Below are 16237 nucleotides of genomic sequence, written 5' to 3' on the forward strand. Positions count from 1 at the left end.
ATGGTGCCGTGACATGGCTGTATGCGGACGCGAGATGACGCTTCTTGCCGAGGGCCGGGTCGAGCTGCTGGGACGCATCCCGCGCAGCAGCAACGAGACGTTCCTCGTAGAGATTTCGTCCGGAGACGACACCGGCTTTGCGGTCTACAAGCCGGAGGCAGGAGAAAGGCCGCTGTCCGATTTCGAGCCCGGGCTGTACCGGCGGGAACGCGCAGCGTACCTGCTCAGCGAGTCCCTCGGGTGGGGATTCGTGCCAACGACCGTGATCCGCGAGGAGGCACCCCTGGGGATCGGGTCGCTGCAGTGGTTCATCGACTGCGACTTCGGCGAGCATTACTTCACCCTGTACGCCGACGTCCCGGAGACGCACCCCGACCTGGCACGGATCGCCCTGTTCGACTACGTCGCCAACAACACGGACCGCAAGAGCGGGCACGTGTTGCGCGGCGACGACGGCCGGGTGTGGGGCATCGACCACGGGCTGTGTTTCTCGGCAATCTTCAAACTGCGCACCGTGATCTGGGACTTCGGGGGCGACCCCATCCCGGAGGCCCTGCTCGAGGACATCGCTCCGCTCGCCGATGCCGTGCCCGACGACGTGGCGGAACTCCTCGATGGTTCCGAGGTCACCGCCCTGCAACGCCGTGTGCGGCGCCTGCTGCACGAACCCGTGCTGCCGGTGGACCACACCGGCATGCGGTACCCGTGGCCGTTGGTGTAGCTGAGTTCTCAGCGCGAACTGGCAGGTAATGCCCTGTTTTTGCCTTTTTGAGGGCATTATCTGCCAGTTCGCGCTGAACTGACTTACGCGTAGGGGTCAGCGATGCCGATGTACTGGGTGGTGGTGTATTCGGCGATGCCTTCAGAGCCGCCTTCACGCCCCAGGCCGGACTGCTTGACCCCGCCGAAGGGTGCCGCGGCGTTGGAAATGACGCCGGCGTTGAAGCCCACCATGCCGAACTCAATCTGCTCGGACACGCGCAGAAGGCGGTTTAAGTCAGACGAGTAGAGGTAGGCGGCAAGGCCGTACTCGGTGGCGTTGGCCATGGCGATGGCCTGCTCCTCGGTGCTGAAGGTGGTGATCGGGGCCACCGGACCGAAGATCTCGGTGCGCAGGATCTCCGCGCTGTTGGAGACTCCTGCCAGGACCGTGGGCTGGTAGAAGTAGCCGGGCCCATCCACGGGCGCGCCGCCGGTAACCACCGTTGCACCGGCCGTCACGGCGTCCTCCACCAGGGCGTGCACATCCTTGCGGGCGCCGCCGTCGATCAGGGGACCCACTGTCACGCCATCCTCGGTGCCGCGGCCGGGGCGGAGAGCCTTCATGGCCTCGGCGAACTTGGCCGTGAACTCCCGCGCCACCGACTCGTGCACAAGGAACCGGTTCGCCGCGGTGCACGCCTCCCCCATGTTCCGCATCTTTGCCGCCATCGCGCCCTGCACTGCCTTGTCCAGGTCGGCGTCCTCAAACACGATGAACGGCGCGTTGCCGCCGAGCTCCATCGAGGTGCGCAGCACGTTCTGGGACGCCTCGGCGATCAGCTGCTTGCCCACCGGCGTCGAGCCCGTGAACGAAATCTTCCGCAGCCGGGCATCCTTCAGCAGCGGCCCGGATATGGATGAAGCCGACGACGACGAGACGACGTTCAGCACCCCGGCCGGCAGGCCCGCTTCCATCATCACCTGCGCGAAAAGCTGCGAGGTTAGCGGCGTGAGCTTGGCTGGCTTGAGCACCATGGTGCATCCGGCCGCCACGGCAGGGGCAACCTTGCGGGTGGCCATCGCCAGGGGGAAGTTCCACGGCGTGATCAGCAGGCACGGCCCCACCGGCTTGTGCTGCACCAGGATCTTGTTCTTGCCCTCGGGGGTGGTCAGGTACCGGCCGTAATCACGCACCGCCTCTTCCGAGAACCAGCGCAGGAACTCGGCAGCATAGGCCACCTCGCCCCGCGCTTCGGCCAGCGGCTTGCCCATCTCGAGGGTCATCAGCAGGGCAAAGTCCTCGGCGCGTTCGGTCACCAGATCGAAGGCCCGGCGCAGGATCTCGGCCCGTTCACGCGGAGCGGTCCGCGCCCAGGCCGCCTGGACGGCGTCGGCTGCGTCGAGCGCGGCGAGGGCATCCTCGCTGGTGGCCGAGGCCAGCGTGGCCAGGACCTTGCCGGTTGCCGGGTCCTCGACGTCGAACGTGCCTCCGCCGGAAGCGTTCCGCCATTCGCCGTTGATCAGCAGCCCAGTGGGCACTGACGCCAGCAGTCCGGTCTCGCGTTCGGTGGTCAAAATGTTTCCTTCAGCCACATCGGGCTCCTTACTATGCATAGCTCATGGGAAGAACGAGCGCGGGGTACTGGGCGGCACCCCATTCGCGGGCCTGTTCGACGTCCCGGTGAAGTTGTTCGGACATGGACTGGATGTCCGGAAAGGCCCGCTGGGGCCGGAGTTTGACGTCCAGCTCGACGCTGACTGTCCGTCCATAGAGGTCTTCATCGAAGTCGAGGAGGTGCGCTTCCAGGAGCCGCTGCCCCTTCGCGGCGTAGAACGTCCGACGGCGGCCGACAGACACTGCTGCCACGGCCCACCTCTGCGGTTCTACCTTTACGAGCGCTCCCCAGACACCGTCCTCGATCCCCTCATCGGTGAGCGGGATGTTGGCGGTGGGAAAACCAAGGAGCCGGCCCCGCTGGTCGCCGTGTTCGACGATGCCTTCGATGACAATCATGCTGCCTTCCTGTCCGTGTTTGGCATGACGCCCTGGAGGACTGCGTCCAGCCAGGGAACCCGGTTGGAGAACCGGCTGATCTTGGAGGGAGCGGTCCAGCGGTACGCGTCGTGCTCATCGTTAATCACCAGCCGGCGCCGTGTGCTGACAGCGGTGAACGTGTGCACCAGCCAGGGGTTGCCGCCGTCGTCGGAAATCAACAGCGGCTCCCCGGACTCAAAGCCGGCCAGTTCCTGGGGCGTCAGCCCCGCCTCTTCCTCAAGCTCAACCAATGCCTGCTGCCGGGGTGAGACGCCCGGCTCGAGGTACCCGGTGATGCAGTGCCAAAGGCCGCGCTCGTGTCCGACGGACTGGCTCCGCTTGAAGAGCGCAACCCGCCCGCGCCACTCAACCACTACAGCCACCACGGCACGGGGCGGGCTGACTCTCGTGCTCATCGGGCGAGGAGTTCCTGGCTGGTGACCACCTCGCACATGGGCGAGAGCAGTTTCAGGAGGGCCAGGGTCTGCTGCTGGGCTTCGTCGCTGACCGCGGCGCAGGCATCGGAGACGACGGTAACGAAGCGGCCGGCGTCGATGGCGCCGAGGGCAGTGGACAGGACACAGCAGTCCGTGGCCACGCCGGTGAGCACCATCTCCGCGCCTTCCGGCACCAGCGCCGCCAGCTCCGGTCCCCACTTGGAGAATGTCGGGGCATCCAACACGGCAGCCCCGCCCGGGACATCCAGAGTGATGTCCCAGGCCACGGAGCCGGACGGGAACCGCATCCCGTCCCAGCGCCGGTAGTAGGCCGCCCAGGCTCCCGTTTCCGCTTCGTCCCGGACGAACCGGGTGAACACGCTAACGGAGTTGAACTCCTGCTGCAGCCGGCTGATCACCGGCACGATTTCCTGGTACCGCGGCGCCTGCCACTGGCCCTCGTCGCGGAACGCGCGCTGCATGTCGATCACCACGAGCGTGGCCCCGTCCGGCCGGGAACCGGCCTGTTTCACAGGGCCTGTTTTCACAGGGTCTGGGCAGCGGGGCTGCGGTCGAGCATTTCCTGTCCGGAGAGGCGCTGGCGCCGGTGCGTGGCGAAGTAGACGCCCGCTGCGACGGCGGCACCCACGTAGTAGGAGAGGTCACCGATCTGCGGGAAGGCCGCAGCAATGGGGCCGGTGTAGATCGAGGACATCCAGAACGGGGAGGAGAGTGCGACGCCGGCAGCCCAGGCCACAAAGCCCCATTCGAATTTCCGGCCCTTGTCGAACAGTTCGCGCAGGCCACGCTCGGTGCGCCGGCCGCCGAAGAGGTAGTCGCACACCAGGACGGCGACGTACGGGGCGATGCAGTAGGCGGTCAGGTTGAGGAAGGCGGTGAAGCCGCTGTTGAAGCCGGTCTGGCCCCACAAAGCCACGAAGTAGGAGGCCACGCAGATGAACACGACGGCGGTGTGGCGCTTGACGGGCACGCCCATGGTCTGGATGGAGATGGCTCCGCCGTAGACGTTCAGGAAGTTCTGCGTGAAGGAGGACAGGGCGACGACGCCGAGGCCGACGGCGGCCCAGGGGCCCATGAGCTCCTTGAGCGCACCGATGCTGTCGGACGCGGTGGTGGTCGATCCGAGGAGGGTGCCCAGGATGCCCATCCAGACAAGGGTGACGAAGTTGCCGGACATGGTGGCCCAGCCGGCTCCGCGGCGGTTGCCGGGGGTGTTGGGCAGGTAACGGGAGTAGTCGGACGCGAACGGCATCCAGGCCACGATGAAGGAGAAGAACCAGCCGAAGAAGATGATCCATCCGCCGATGCCGTCGAAGCCCGGGGCGGATTCATTGGGGGTGTTGACGACTTTGCCGTTGGCCGCTGCCACGATGGTGATGAAGACGAAGCCGATCACCAAAACGAACGACAGGATGCGCTGCAGGAAGTGGATCAGGTTGTAGCCGATGACTGCCACGCCCAGCTGGATGACCATGAGGATCAGGGACGAGACCCAGAACGGGATATCGGTGAGCAGCGCGATGGCCTGGCCGCCGAGGATGACGGTCACAGCTGCCCAGCCGATGCCGGCGAACACGTTCACGTAGGCCACCGGGAACAGGTTGCCGATGAAACCGAGCGGTCCCCGGCCCTGCATCTGCTGAGGTACGCCCAGCCGGACTCCCATGGCCGACAGGTATCCCATGCCCGCCGAGGAGGTCACACCGGCGAGGACGATGGCCAGGACGGCAGCCCAGAAGGGAAGGCCGAAGTAGGTGGCGCTGAAGCCGAGGACGACGATGGGAAAGTTCATTCCCGCGGCGAACCAGAGGAAGAACTGGGAGCGGGGCTTCCCGTGGCGTTCGACGTCGGGGATGTGCTCGATGCCGTAGGGCTCGATTTTGGTGAGGCTGTCGCGGTAGCCGCGGTCTTCGGCGACGCTGTTTTCGGCGGCGCTCATGGTGTCTGGGCTCATTTTTGTCCTAATGTGGGATGCGCACCTAGGTGCGCTGCTTGAGAGCAGATTGGGTCGGCGCGGCTGGTTTCCTGTCCGAGGGTGGTCAGCCGCGCCGGAACTTTAGAGTTCGGCGAGTTCAGCGCCGTCGAAGAACCGTCCGGCCTTGTAGACCATCGGTGCGGTGGTGCTGGTTTCCGCGTGGCGGACGCGGCAGATGAAGACCGTGTGGGTCTTGGCTTGAAAGCGTTCCTGGATTTCGGCCTCGAGGGAAGCTGCCGAGCCGTCCAGGAGGGGGCTTCCCTCGGGCCCTTCATGCCAGTCGAGATCGGCGAACTTGTCCGGCGCCTTCGAGGCGAATACCTTCACTGTGTCCAGCTGCTCGGTCCCCAGGATGTTGATGCCGAGGTGGCTCGAGGAGAAGAGCGCGGAGTAGGTGCTGGACGTCTTCTGGACGCACACCAGCACCAGCGGCGGTTCGAGCGAGACCGAGCAGTAGGAGTTGGCTGCCAGCCCCTTGGGGGTTTCGCCTTCCTTGGTGGTCACGACGGTAACTCCGGTGATGAACTGCCGGTTGAAGGCCTTCATCAGGTCCGGGTCGAGCTCAGGGAAGTCGTCGCCGTCGGAAACGGCGGGTGCGGCGATGCCGCGCAGGGGCCGGATGCCGAGGCCGGCGAGCAGTTCGCTCCCGTCCCAGGTCACTGATTCCCTGGCAATCCTGCCGTCCTCGAGGACCAGGATGTTCGAACCCCGGGTCTGGACGGTGAGTCCCGTCGCGGGAACTCCGAGGTATTCATGGGTGTGCGTGCCGGTGGAGGTCCAGAAGACGGCGACGGTGCCGTCCCCTTCGACGACGTCATCGACCGTGGTGCGCAGGTCGGGGAATGCTTCCCGGACCGCGGCGATCTCTGACTTGAGGCCAGCGAGGTCGACGGTTGCACCCGTCGCCTTGCTGGTACGCGTGTAGCCGGCGGCTACGAGGCCATCGAGGGCATCAAGGTCTCCCTTGTCCCAGGCCGCGAGCCAAGCCGATGTGATGAGCGGTTCCAAGGTCTGTTGCATACCAATGACGGTAATCCAGCTCACAAGGTTCGGTCAAGAGGAACGGGGAATTCCTTGAACTTCCCGGAATTCTAACGGTTTTCGGAAAGAGTGTCGAAACCTGTTGACGCTTCTGATGCATGCAACATAAGCTTTCATGTATGCAAGATGATCTCGAAGTAGTCAGGGAAGCAGCTGACCGGGACGGGCTCCTGGATCGCATCCGCCGCCTCGTCCTGGGAGGCGACTTCCCCCCGGGCGCAGTGGTCCCCGAAGCGTTCCTCGCCCAGGAGTTCGACGTGAGCCGGACCCCGATCCGTGAAGCACTTAAGCAGCTTCAGCACGAGGGCCTGGTGGAGATCCGCCCGAAGGTCGGCACCTTCGTGCGGGAGCCCACACGCAGGGAGATCATCGAGCTCTTCCAGCTCAAGGAGTCCCTCGAGGGTCTCGCGGCATCCCTGCTCGCCCGCCGCGGGGACGTCCAGGAACTGGCCGTCCTGCGGCGGAACCTCGAGGAGTCCGAAATGGCTTCGCTCACCCATGACACCGACGCCTATGCCCGGCTGGTGCATGAGTTCCACTGGACGATCGTTCGCGGCTCGGACAACCGCAAGCTTGTTGAGCACTACGAGCGGCTCATGAACCAGCTCGCCTACCAGCGGCTGGTCCTGCGCACGGTTGAGCATCCGGGCAGGCTCGAAGCCTCCACCCGGGAACACCGCGCCGTCCTGGACATGATCGAGCATAAAGACCCCTTCGGGGCCGAATCCGCCATGAGAAACCACGTTCACGCCTCATCGCGGGAGGCTCTGACCGATCCGGCGCAAGACCGCCGGAGCTGAACCGACCACCACGAAAGGAAGCCATGCGCTTCTCCATGATTGAAGGGCCTAAATGATGAGCGACCAAGGGTTCGGCATCCGCAAGATCGTGTACTACGCCGAGGAGATCCTGCTCGAAAACGGCACCTCCCCCGCCGTTCCGGCAGTCCGCGCAACGGCCGCGGCCGTGGTCACCAACCCCTGGCTGGGCGGCGACGCAGCCGATGACCTCAACGACGAAGTGGTCCAGCTTGCCCCGGTGCTGGCACGCAAACTCACCGACGTGCTTGCGGCCAACCTCGGCGGAGTGGACGCAATTCAGGCCTTCGGAAAGGCCGCGATTGTGGGCACCGACGGTGAAATCGAGCACGGCGCTGCGCTCATCCACACACCGTTCTTCGGCAACCTCGTCCGCGAGTACTTCGAAGGTGAATCCATCATTTGCTTCGCCGATGACCGGGCCGACGCCGGCGCCTCGCTGGTGGTGCCCCTCTGGCACAAGAACGCCGCAGCGACACGTACGCACTACCAAACCATCACCACACGCATCGGTGACGCACCCCGCCCGGGTGAGATCGTCGTCGTCCTCGGTGCTTCAACCGGGCCACGCCCGCATTCCCGCATCGGTGACCGCCTCACCGACCCCATCGTCAAAGCAGACACACTAGGAGAACTAGTTTCATGAGCATCCGTAAGATCGTCACCCTGACCGAAGACGTCCTCATCGAAGGCGGCCGTGAGGTCAGCCCCGCCGCACGGGTCGCCGTCGTCGCCGCCATCGTCAAGAACCCCTGGGCAGGCCAGGGCTTCGTCGAGGACCTCTCCGCCGGCATCGACGGCCACGCCTCCGACATCGGCGCGCTGCTGGCCCCCCGCGTCCTCGAAGCCCTCGGCTCCCCGGCAGAGGCGTACGGCAAGGCCGCCATCGTGGGACTGAACGGCGAGATCGAGCACGGCTCCGGGCTCATCCACACCCTGGCCTTCGGCAACCACTTCCGCGACGCCGCCAACGCCACCACGCTCCTGCCGGCAGTGGAAAAGCGCGGCCCGGCCGGTGTTGTCTTCGACATCCCGCTCAAACACATCACCGACGCCACCATCCGCTCCCACCACCAGAGCATCGAGGTGCGGATCAACGACGCACCGCACGCCGATGAAATCGTGATCGCCCTCGCCGCCGCTGCCCAGGGACGGCCGCAGCAGCGCCTGGCAGCGTTCGCCACCGAAACGAAGTAGGTGCCAGCCGCCGTGAGCCGCGACCGCATAGCTCTCATCCACGGCGTCGGCCTCGACGGGTCGATGTGGGGGCCCCTGCGCGAGTTCCTTGAGCCGGAATACGACGTCCAGATCCTTGAACTCCTGGGTCACGGACGCCGCCCGCAGGCTCCCGTTGGGGTGACGCTTGCCGAGCTCGCGGCGGATGTTGCCGAACAGCTCGAACCGAATACGCACCTGGTGGGATTCTCGCTGGGCGCTCTCGTGGCCCAGCACCTGGCCAGGTTCAGGCCCGACCTGGTCGCCAGCCTGGTGTCGGTCGCCTCGGTGTGCGCCCGCACCTCCGAGGAGCACGCCGCTGTCATGGTCCGGCTGGCCTCGGCCGAATCCGATTTCCCGGCAACAGTGGAGGCGTCAATCCGCCGCTGGTATCCGGAAGGATCCGCCGTCCCGGCGGAACTCGTCGAAGCGACGCGGGAAGTCCTGCTGCAGAATGACCCGAAGTCCTTCCTGGCCTGCTACCGCGTGTTCGCTACCGCCGACGCGGAAATCGCCGCCGAGCTGCCCCTGATCACCGTTCCTTCCCATGCCGTGACCGGCGAGCTGGACCCGGGGTCAACGCCCGGGATGAGCGCCCGGCTGGCCGCGGCCATCCCCGGCTGCACCTACTCCGTCATCAGCGGCGCGCGCCACATGATGCCGGTGGAACGTCCCCAAGAGCTCGCCAACACGCTTACCGCTTTCATCAAGGAGCACTCACATGTCCACTGATCGCCGCTACGAGCACTTCATCAACGGGGAATTCGTTCCGCCGTCATCCGGCGAATACTTCGACAGCACCAACCCGGCGACCCTTGACGTGCTGTACCAGGCCGCACGGGGCAACGCGGCCGACGTCGAAAAGGCCGTCTCAGCGGCGTCCGCAGCCTTCGAGAATCCCGGCTGGCGGAACCTCAGCCAGACCAAGCGCGGGCACCTGCTCCGCCGTCTCGGTGACCTCGTTGGTGAGCATGCCGATGAGCTTGCCCGGATGGAAAGCCAGGACAACGGCAAGCTCCTGCGGGAGATGCGAGCGCAGCTGGCGTCCATGCCCGAGTACTACTACTACTACGCCGGGCTGGCCGACAAGATCCAGGGCGACACCATCCCCGGCTCCACCCCCGCCATCCTGAACTACACGCTCCGGGAACCGCTGGGCGTGGTTGGTGCCATCACGCCATGGAACTCACCGCTGACGCTGACCACCAGCAAACTCGCCCCAGCCCTTGCGGCCGGCAACACCATCGTCATCAAGCCCTCCGAATACACCTCGGCCACCGTGCTGCGGCTGGCTGCGCTGGCCGATGAGGCCGGGTTCCCGCCCGGCGTGATCAACGTGGTCACCGGTTTCGGCGCAGAAGCCGGCGCGGCCCTGGTGGACGACGCGCGGCTGGCCAAGATCTCGTTTACCGGCAGTACCAACACCGGCGCGCGGATCGCGGCGTCCACGGCATCGCGCTTCATCGGCTCCACCCTGGAGCTGGGCGGCAAGTCACCGAACATCGTCTTCGGAGACGCTGACATCAAGAACGCGTCCATGGGTGTTGTGGCCGGCATCTTTGCCGCGGCTGGCCAGACCTGCATCGCGGGAAGCCGCGTCTTCGCCCATAAGTCTGTCTATGACGAATTGCTGGAACGCGTCGCCAACCGAGCCCGAAGCATCGTGATCGGCGATCCGCTCCTCGACGCCACCGAGCTCGGCCCGCTGGCGTTCCAGGACCAGCGCGACAAGGTGGCCAGCTACGTTGACCTGGGCGTCTCGGAAGGTGCCACCGTCCTGACCGGCGGCGGCCGTCCCAATATCCCGCTCGGCGGTTACTTTTTCGAGCCCACCGTACTGACCGACGTCGACAATTCCATGCGCGTGGTCCGGGAGGAGATCTTTGGACCGGTCGCGGCGATCATGCCCTTCGAAACCGAGGAAGAGGTGCTCCGGCTCGCCAACGACACCACCTACGGGCTCGCCGCCGGCGTCTGGACCACCAACCTGGCGAGGGCACACCGGATGGCCAGCCGGCTGGAGGCGGGAACAGTCTGGGTCAACACGTACCGTGCCATGTCCCCGGCGTCCCCGCGCGAAGGGTTCAAGACCAGCGGCGTCGGCGTCGAACACGGCATCGAGAGCATCCGTGAGTACACCAGGCTCAAGAGCATCTGGATCAACACCGACGAGTCCCCCATCGCCGACCCCTTCATCATGAGGAGCTGAACACCTTGCCTCTTATCGAAGTTTCCATCGCCCGGGGCCGGACCCCCGAGCAGCTCCGCGCGCTCATTGGCGAGCTGCACCGCGCCGCCGAGAACGCCGTGGGCGCGGCACCCGAAAATACCACCGTCATCGTCCGCGAGATTGAGCACGAGCACTGGTCCCGCGGCAACCAGACCATCGCCGAACGCAACGCGGCAGTTGCAGAAATCAGGAGTTCCTAATGCGCTTTTCCCTCTTCGTCCACATGGAGCGCTGGGACGAGTCCGTCTCACACCGCGAGTGCTTCGAGAACCTGACGGAACTCGCGCTCATTGCAGAGGCCGGCGGCTTCAGCACCGTCTGGATCGGTGAGCACCACTCGATGGAGTACACCATCTCCCCCAGCCCCATGCCGCAGCTCGCCTACCTGGCGGCGCGCACATCGCGCATCCGCTTGGGTGCCGGCACCATCATCGCGCCCTTCTGGAACCCGCTCCGCGTGGCCGGCGAGACGGCGCTCCTGGACGTCATCAGCAACGGCCGGATGGAAGTCGGGCTGGCACGCGGCGCCTACCAGTTCGAGTTCGACCGCCTGATGGGCGGCATGTCCGCTGTCGACGGCGGCAAGCACCTGCGCGAGATGGTGCCGGCCGTGCGCGCGCTCTGGGAAGGTGACTACGCCCACGACGGCGAGGTCTGGCAGTTCCCGACGTCCACCAGCGTCCCGAAGCCGCTGCAGAAGCCGACGCCGCCCATGTGGATCGCCGCCCGCGACATCTCCTCGCATGAGTTCGCCGTCGCCAACGGCTGCAACGTGATGGTGACGCCGCTGATGAAGGGCGACGAGGAGGTCGAGGACCTGGCACGCAAGTTTGATACCGCCGTCGAGAACAACCCCGGCGTCCCCCGCCCGGACCTCATGGTGCTCCGTCACACCCACGTCCACCCCGCAGATGAGCCCGACGGATGGCGGCGTCCGGCCGAGGGCATCAACAAGTTCTACCGGACGTTCGATGCCTGGTTCGGCAACAAGACCACGCCGAAGGACGGCTTCCTCGAGCCCAGCCCCGAAGAGAAGTTCGCCGACCGCCCGGAGTTCACCCCGGAGTCCCTCCACCAGACGGCCATGATCGGGACCCCCGAGGAGGTCATCGAGCGGCTCCGCCACTACGAGGCACTCGGCGTCACCGAGTTCAGCCTCTGGTCCGACAACAGCCTTACTCACGAGGAAAAGAAGCGCTCACTCGAGCTCTTCATCGAACAGGTCATGCCGGCCTTTCAGGAGCAACCCGTAGCTGCGGCACGCTAGAGCTGACTTAATAGCGCGAACGGACACCTGTGGCCCCTGGGAAACGCTTCTCTGGGGCCACAAGTGTGGTTCGCGGTTCAAGCCCTGAGACCGCGGCTAGCCCCGGTGGAGCAGCCGCCTCCTCTCCACCGGGTCTAAGGCAGCAGCGCATGCGGCTGCGGCCAGGCCGAACGAGCCGTCCAGAACTGCCTTGTCCGCACCCGTTGAGGCGCCGAACGCGGCAAATTCTGCGGTGTGATGCGTGCTGCCCCTGACGTCGTAGCCGACCATCGGATGGATGCTTGGCACTACCTGCGAAACGTTCCCCATGTCTGTGGAGGCCACGGGCTCCGCACTGAATTCAACGTATCTCCCCCTTGACGTCATGGCTGCCTGATAAGCCTCCGAGAAGGAATGCGTCCTGCCGCAGTTCGGCGTAGTCGTTGCCGTGCGGCGTGATCTGCAGCGTGCTGCCGCTCGCATGGGCGCCCGCTTCAAGGGAGCGGCGCACCTTATCCTGGATCCGGCTGAGGCTCTCGATGCCGGGGCCCGCATTTCGATGGTCGCCCGAGCCCGGTCCGGGATGACGTTCACGGCGCTGCCGCCTTCGGTGACGATCAGCGAAACGATCGAACCAGCGGGCAGCTGCTGCCGGGCCAAGGCGATGGCCGTTTGCGCAACAACCAGCGCATCCAAGGCGTTGATGCCCTGCGAAGGAGCAGCGGCTGCATGGGAGGGACGTCCCTCGAACAGCACATTCCACATGCACATGGCCAACGACGAACCACCAACCACGTCCGTTGCCGCGGCGTGAGCCATCATGGCCAGGGACACGTCGTCGAAGAACCCTTCGTCGATGAGGTCCACTTTGCCGCCCGTGGTCTCCTCGGCCGGGGTCCCAAGCACTTTGACGGTGATGCCCAGGTCGTCGGCCACCGCCGCCAGAGCCAGCGCTGCCCCAACCGCGCTGGCCGCGTTCACATTGTGCCCGCAGGCATGGCCGATAGCAGGCAGTGCGTCGTATTCAACACAGAGAGCCACCGCAAGGTCGCCAGTCCCGAAGCGCGCACTGAATGCCGTGGGTTGCCCGGGCTGGTCCTCATCGAAGCTGAACCCCGCTTTCCGAAGCACCCACCGCACCCGTTTGACGGCACGGAATTCCTGCCCGCCAAGCTCAGGGTCTGCGTGGATGGCATGGCTTAAATCCAGGACGTCCGGCTCCCACCGTTCCACCGCGGCGGCAAGTGCCGCCTGGATGTCGCCTTGGGATACGTGTTCGACGGCGGTTCCTCGCGTCGCGCTGATGGGTCCGGTCATCATGCCCCCACCGCCGTTGCCTGCCGCTTCGGGTAGCGGGCACCCGCAGCGGCAGCAATTAGGGCTGCGGTGGCCAGGGCTCCCCAGATGAAGAAGAGCCCGGCTTCAGTAATGTGCCCGGATTCCACAGATGCCGAGGAGATCAGCTTCACCACGGCCGCCCCTACCGCGATACCTACGGACAGGGCCAACTCGTTGAGCCCCGCCGCCGTCGACGTTTCCTCCACCGGGACGCCCTCAACGGACAGCGCGCGGGTTCCCGCTTGGTACATGCCCAGGCTCAGGTTGAACATGGCGAAGCCCGCGGCGTAGCCCGCAAGTGAGCCGTGGGCAACCGCCATCACCAGGAAGCCGGCCGCCAACAGGATGCCGGCGAAGACCAGGGTGGCGCGTTCGCCGAACTTCCTCATTGCCCTGGCGGTCAGCAGCGAGGAGAACAGGGAGAGAACCGAGGCCAGAGCGAGGACAATCGCGATCATCAGGGGGCCCAGGGCGAAGCCATAACCGGTCTTGTCCGGGTTGGAATGCAGGAAGATTCCATTGGTGCCGAAGTAGCTGATGGAAGCGAAGCCGAAGAAGAAGGTAGCCAGCGAGACGGTGCGGATGCGCGGGTTGGCGAGCATCCGCAGATCCATGAACCGCCGGCCTTCGGTGCCACCGGAATCGCGTATGGCCCAGTAGGCCAACAGTGCAAGCCCTACCGTTCCGGCCACCAGGGTCCGGCCGTCGAGCCAACCCCACTCGGGTGCCATCGAGAGCGCCACCACAAAACCAATCAGCCCGAGAGAGCAAGCCAGGAGCGGCGCCAGGGCGATGCCCTCACGGGTCGGGATCCCGGCGTCGGGCAGCACAAACGAACAGGCCACCGCGGCCACCGCGAACGGGACTGCCACCCAGAAGCCGAGCGTCGGGTCGGTGACGCCCACGATTCCGGCAAGAAGGCCGCCTGCTCCCACCATGATCATCAGCACGCCAATCATGACGCTCACGCCCGTGCGGGTGTGCGGAGGGCTACTCACCCGCAGAATTCCCATCATCAGCGGGATGAAGCCCACCACGCACGTGAGCATGACGACACCCAGCGTTACCGTCCACAGCGACGGCCAGAGGGCCATTAGCAGAACGCCAACCGCGACAACGCCGGTGGACCAGCGCAGCACCGGGCGGTATCCGTAGCTGTCACCGAGCCGGGAAATGATCGGGGTAAGGACCGCAAAGCTGACACTGGAGATGAGGAAGATGCCGTTGATGGTGGGGTCGTCAATCTCGAAAACCGGCCCGAGCGCCGGCAGGATCGGATTCAGGTATCCCTGTGTGACCCCGCTGAGCGACTCAATCAATGCCATTGCCAGGATCATGCCCGCGATCGTCCTGCGTGTTGTACCCGCGGCAGCGAGCCCGCGCGCGCCCGGCTCGTGTCGGCGGAACCCCTCCGTGAACAGGCAGCCTACGCACCAGACCGGATTGACGCTGCGTTGCTGGAAGAACTCACCAAGGATGGCCGTGCCAGCTGGGCAGAGCTAGGTGCGGCCTGCGGCGTCTCGCCCCAAACGGCTCGACGGCGGGTGGAACGGTTCCTCGCGTCGGGCTACATAGCGCTTAGGTGCGATACGTCCACTTCCGCCCAGCAGGGGCTCCGGGAAGTCACGCTGGTCCTGAACGTGCCGGCACAACATGTTGACGACGTCGGACGCTACTTCGCCGCTTTGGGCAACTGCCGGCTGAGTGCGCAAGTCCTCGGCGCCCAGAACCTGCTGGTCACCCTGTGGGTCCGCGATTACCTGGAAGTTCAGGCCTACGAACGCGAACTGGCCGAGCGGGCTCCCGGCAGCACTGTCATCTTCCGCCAAGCGGTAGTCCGGACGTTTAAGCGCCTGGGCCACGTCCTGGACGAATCAGGATGCAGCCGCAGCGTGGTGCCACTGTCGCTCTGGAGGGAGAAAAGGGGATTTTACAAGCCGGAAACCTCGGCATGACACTCGCGAAACCCTGGCTCTGTTTACTGACAGTAGTCATAGTTTCACACTAATAGTCATGAAGGATGCACCATGCCCACCGAAATCAATTTCCGTTACCTCAGCGAGCCCGACATGGTCGAGGTTGGAGTTGGCGATGTCGTCCGGTGTACCGATGTCATGGAGGAGGCCCTCATTCTCCTGCGCGAGGGCGACTACCGGATGGCGGGGGACAACGGCAACTCCCACGGCGCGATGATCACGTTCCCGGAAAAGCCTGACTTCCACGGCATGCCCCAGGACGGACCAGATCGCCGTTTCATGGCCATGCCCGCCTACTTGGGCGGTCGCTTCGGCACTTCTGGTGTGAAGTGGTACGGCTCCAACACGGAGAACCGTCAAAAGGGTCTGCCCCGTTCAATCCATGTATTCGTCCTGAACGATCGGGACACCGGTGCGCCTCTTGCCATCATGAGTGCGAACTTGCTCAGTGCGTACCGCACAGGCGCTGTACCCGGCGTCGGCGTCAAGCACCTCGCGAAGGCAGATGCAAAGGTCGCCGCTGTGGTGGGCCCTGGTGTCATCGCACGATCGGTTCTCGAGACCACCCTGGCCCTGCGCCCGTCGATCAACACGGTCGTGGTGAAGGGCCGGAGCGCCGGCAGCACCCAGACGTTCGTCGATTGGGCCAAAGCGAAGTTCCCGCAGCTGACCAGCGTCACCTCGGCAGAAACCATTGAAGAAGCGATCGCTGACGCCGACGTCGTGATGGCGACGACTTCCACCGACGCAGAGGGCAGCGATGCGTTCCCATACTTCCCGAAATCCGCCATCAAGCCGGGCGCCCTGCTGCTCCTTCCGGCCGCCGCGCGGTTCGATGACGATTTCCTTCAGGGCGACGCTCGGCTCGTGATCGATGCCGAAGGCTTGTACCAGGCGTGGCTAGAGGAGTATGGATCCACGGCGTACCAAATTCTGGGCATTCCGGGATCGCACTGGTTCGGGCTGCTTGGGGCCGGCAAAATTCCTGCATCGAAGATCGAAGAGATCGCCGACGTGGCGACCGGAAAGCTACCGGGCCGACGCAACGACGACGAAATCATTCTCTACTCGGTGGGCGGGATGCCCGTAGAAGACGTTGCCTGGGCGACAGACCTGTACCGAGTTGCCGAGGAAAAGAACGTCGGCACGGTCCTGAATCTCTGGGACACTCCGGCCCTCGCCTGACCCAAAGGGCGGGGACGT

General features: G+C 65.3%; 18 protein-coding genes. 10 read left to right on the top strand and 8 right to left on the bottom strand.

Annotation, left to right across the window (positions count from 1 at the left end):
- Positions 1-34 precede the first annotated feature (34 nt).
- Entirely contained in the window at positions 35-721 is a 687-nt protein-coding gene (locus ACHMXB_RS14520) for an SCO1664 family protein (protein WP_395399374.1), read from the top strand.
- An 83-nt stretch (positions 722-804) separates the two neighbouring features.
- Here ACHMXB_RS14520 and ACHMXB_RS14525 read toward each other — a convergent pair whose 3' ends face one another.
- The 6 genes from ACHMXB_RS14525 to ACHMXB_RS14550 form a co-directional block, all read right to left on the bottom strand.
- The gene (locus ACHMXB_RS14525) at positions 805-2295 is read right to left on the bottom strand and encodes an NAD-dependent succinate-semialdehyde dehydrogenase (protein ID WP_395399376.1); all 1491 of its coding nucleotides are present in this window, start codon (positions 2293-2295) and stop codon (positions 805-807) included.
- Between the two features lie 13 nt (positions 2296-2308).
- Positions 2309-2716, bottom strand: coding sequence for a riboflavin kinase (locus ACHMXB_RS14530; RefSeq protein ID WP_395399378.1), 408 nt, complete (start codon positions 2714-2716; stop codon positions 2309-2311).
- The gene (locus tag ACHMXB_RS14535; RefSeq protein WP_395399380.1) at positions 2713-3153 is read right to left on the bottom strand and encodes an NUDIX domain-containing protein; all 441 of its coding nucleotides are present in this window, start codon (positions 3151-3153) and stop codon (positions 2713-2715) included. Before ACHMXB_RS14535 ends, ACHMXB_RS14530 begins: the two co-directional genes overlap by 4 nt.
- Positions 3150-3707, bottom strand: a complete 558-nt coding sequence (locus tag ACHMXB_RS14540; RefSeq protein ID WP_395399382.1) for a cysteine hydrolase family protein — start codon at positions 3705-3707, stop codon at positions 3150-3152. Before ACHMXB_RS14540 ends, ACHMXB_RS14535 begins: the two co-directional genes overlap by 4 nt.
- 11 nt (positions 3708-3718) lie before the next feature.
- Positions 3719-5149 carry a purine-cytosine permease family protein gene (locus tag ACHMXB_RS14545; RefSeq protein WP_395399384.1) on the bottom strand — a complete coding sequence of 477 codons (1431 nt, stop codon included), beginning with the start codon at positions 5147-5149 and terminating at the stop codon, positions 3719-3721.
- 102 nt (positions 5150-5251) lie between these two features.
- Entirely contained in the window at positions 5252-6190 is a 939-nt protein-coding gene (locus ACHMXB_RS14550) for a flavin reductase (protein ID WP_395399386.1), read from the bottom strand.
- A gap of 140 nt (positions 6191-6330) precedes the next feature.
- Here ACHMXB_RS14550 and ACHMXB_RS14555 point away from each other — a divergent pair, with 140 nt between their 5' ends.
- Genes ACHMXB_RS14555 through ACHMXB_RS14585 form a run of 7 tightly spaced genes read left to right on the top strand, consistent with a single transcriptional unit; the run spans position 6331 to position 11741 of the window.
- Positions 6331-7011, top strand: coding sequence for a GntR family transcriptional regulator (locus ACHMXB_RS14555; RefSeq protein ID WP_395399388.1), 681 nt, complete (start codon positions 6331-6333; stop codon positions 7009-7011).
- 52 nt (positions 7012-7063) lie between these two features.
- Positions 7064-7675, top strand: a complete 612-nt coding sequence (locus ACHMXB_RS14560; protein ID WP_395399390.1) for an amino acid synthesis family protein — start codon at positions 7064-7066, stop codon at positions 7673-7675.
- Positions 7672-8226 (top strand): amino acid synthesis family protein, encoded by a 555-nt coding sequence (locus ACHMXB_RS14565; protein WP_395399392.1) that lies wholly within the window; start codon positions 7672-7674, stop codon positions 8224-8226. Before ACHMXB_RS14560 ends, ACHMXB_RS14565 begins: the two co-directional genes overlap by 4 nt.
- Before the next feature lie 12 nt (positions 8227-8238).
- Positions 8239-8976: an alpha/beta fold hydrolase gene (locus ACHMXB_RS14570; RefSeq protein WP_395399394.1), complete on the top strand. Its 738-nt coding sequence runs from the start codon at positions 8239-8241 to the stop codon at positions 8974-8976.
- Positions 8966-10453: an aldehyde dehydrogenase gene (locus ACHMXB_RS14575; protein WP_395399396.1), complete on the top strand. Its 1488-nt coding sequence runs from the start codon at positions 8966-8968 to the stop codon at positions 10451-10453. Before ACHMXB_RS14570 ends, ACHMXB_RS14575 begins: the two co-directional genes overlap by 11 nt.
- Positions 10454-10458: 5 nt before the next feature.
- Entirely contained in the window at positions 10459-10674 is a 216-nt protein-coding gene (locus tag ACHMXB_RS14580) for a 4-oxalocrotonate tautomerase family protein (RefSeq protein ID WP_395399398.1), read from the top strand.
- A complete protein-coding gene (locus ACHMXB_RS14585) occupies positions 10674-11741 on the top strand; it encodes an LLM class flavin-dependent oxidoreductase (protein ID WP_395399400.1) in 1068 nt (355 codons plus the stop codon). Before ACHMXB_RS14580 ends, ACHMXB_RS14585 begins: the two co-directional genes overlap by 1 nt.
- 96 nt (positions 11742-11837) lie before the next feature.
- On the opposite strand, the gene ACHMXB_RS14590 is transcribed toward ACHMXB_RS14585, so the two are convergent.
- Positions 11838-13040, bottom strand: a complete 1203-nt coding sequence (locus tag ACHMXB_RS14590; RefSeq protein WP_395399402.1) for an amidohydrolase — start codon at positions 13038-13040, stop codon at positions 11838-11840.
- Positions 13037-14383, bottom strand: coding sequence for an MFS transporter (locus tag ACHMXB_RS14595; RefSeq protein WP_395399404.1), 1347 nt, complete (start codon positions 14381-14383; stop codon positions 13037-13039). The genes ACHMXB_RS14590 and ACHMXB_RS14595 overlap by 4 nt, the downstream gene beginning before the upstream one ends.
- A gap of 69 nt (positions 14384-14452) precedes the next feature.
- Between ACHMXB_RS14595 and ACHMXB_RS14600 the strand changes: the two genes are divergently transcribed.
- Both ACHMXB_RS14600 and ACHMXB_RS14605 read left to right on the top strand, forming a co-directional pair.
- Positions 14453-15013 carry an Lrp/AsnC family transcriptional regulator gene (locus ACHMXB_RS14600; protein WP_395399406.1) on the top strand — a complete coding sequence of 187 codons (561 nt, stop codon included), beginning with the start codon at positions 14453-14455 and terminating at the stop codon, positions 15011-15013.
- Between the two features lie 72 nt (positions 15014-15085).
- Positions 15086-16219, top strand: a complete 1134-nt coding sequence (locus ACHMXB_RS14605; protein WP_395399408.1) for a tyramine oxidase subunit B — start codon at positions 15086-15088, stop codon at positions 16217-16219.
- Positions 16220-16237: the final 18 nt, after the last annotated feature.

Origin of the sequence: Arthrobacter sp. UC242_113 (assembly GCF_044054585.1) — a bacterium.
Taxonomy (GTDB): Bacteria; Actinomycetota; Actinomycetes; order Actinomycetales; family Micrococcaceae; genus Arthrobacter.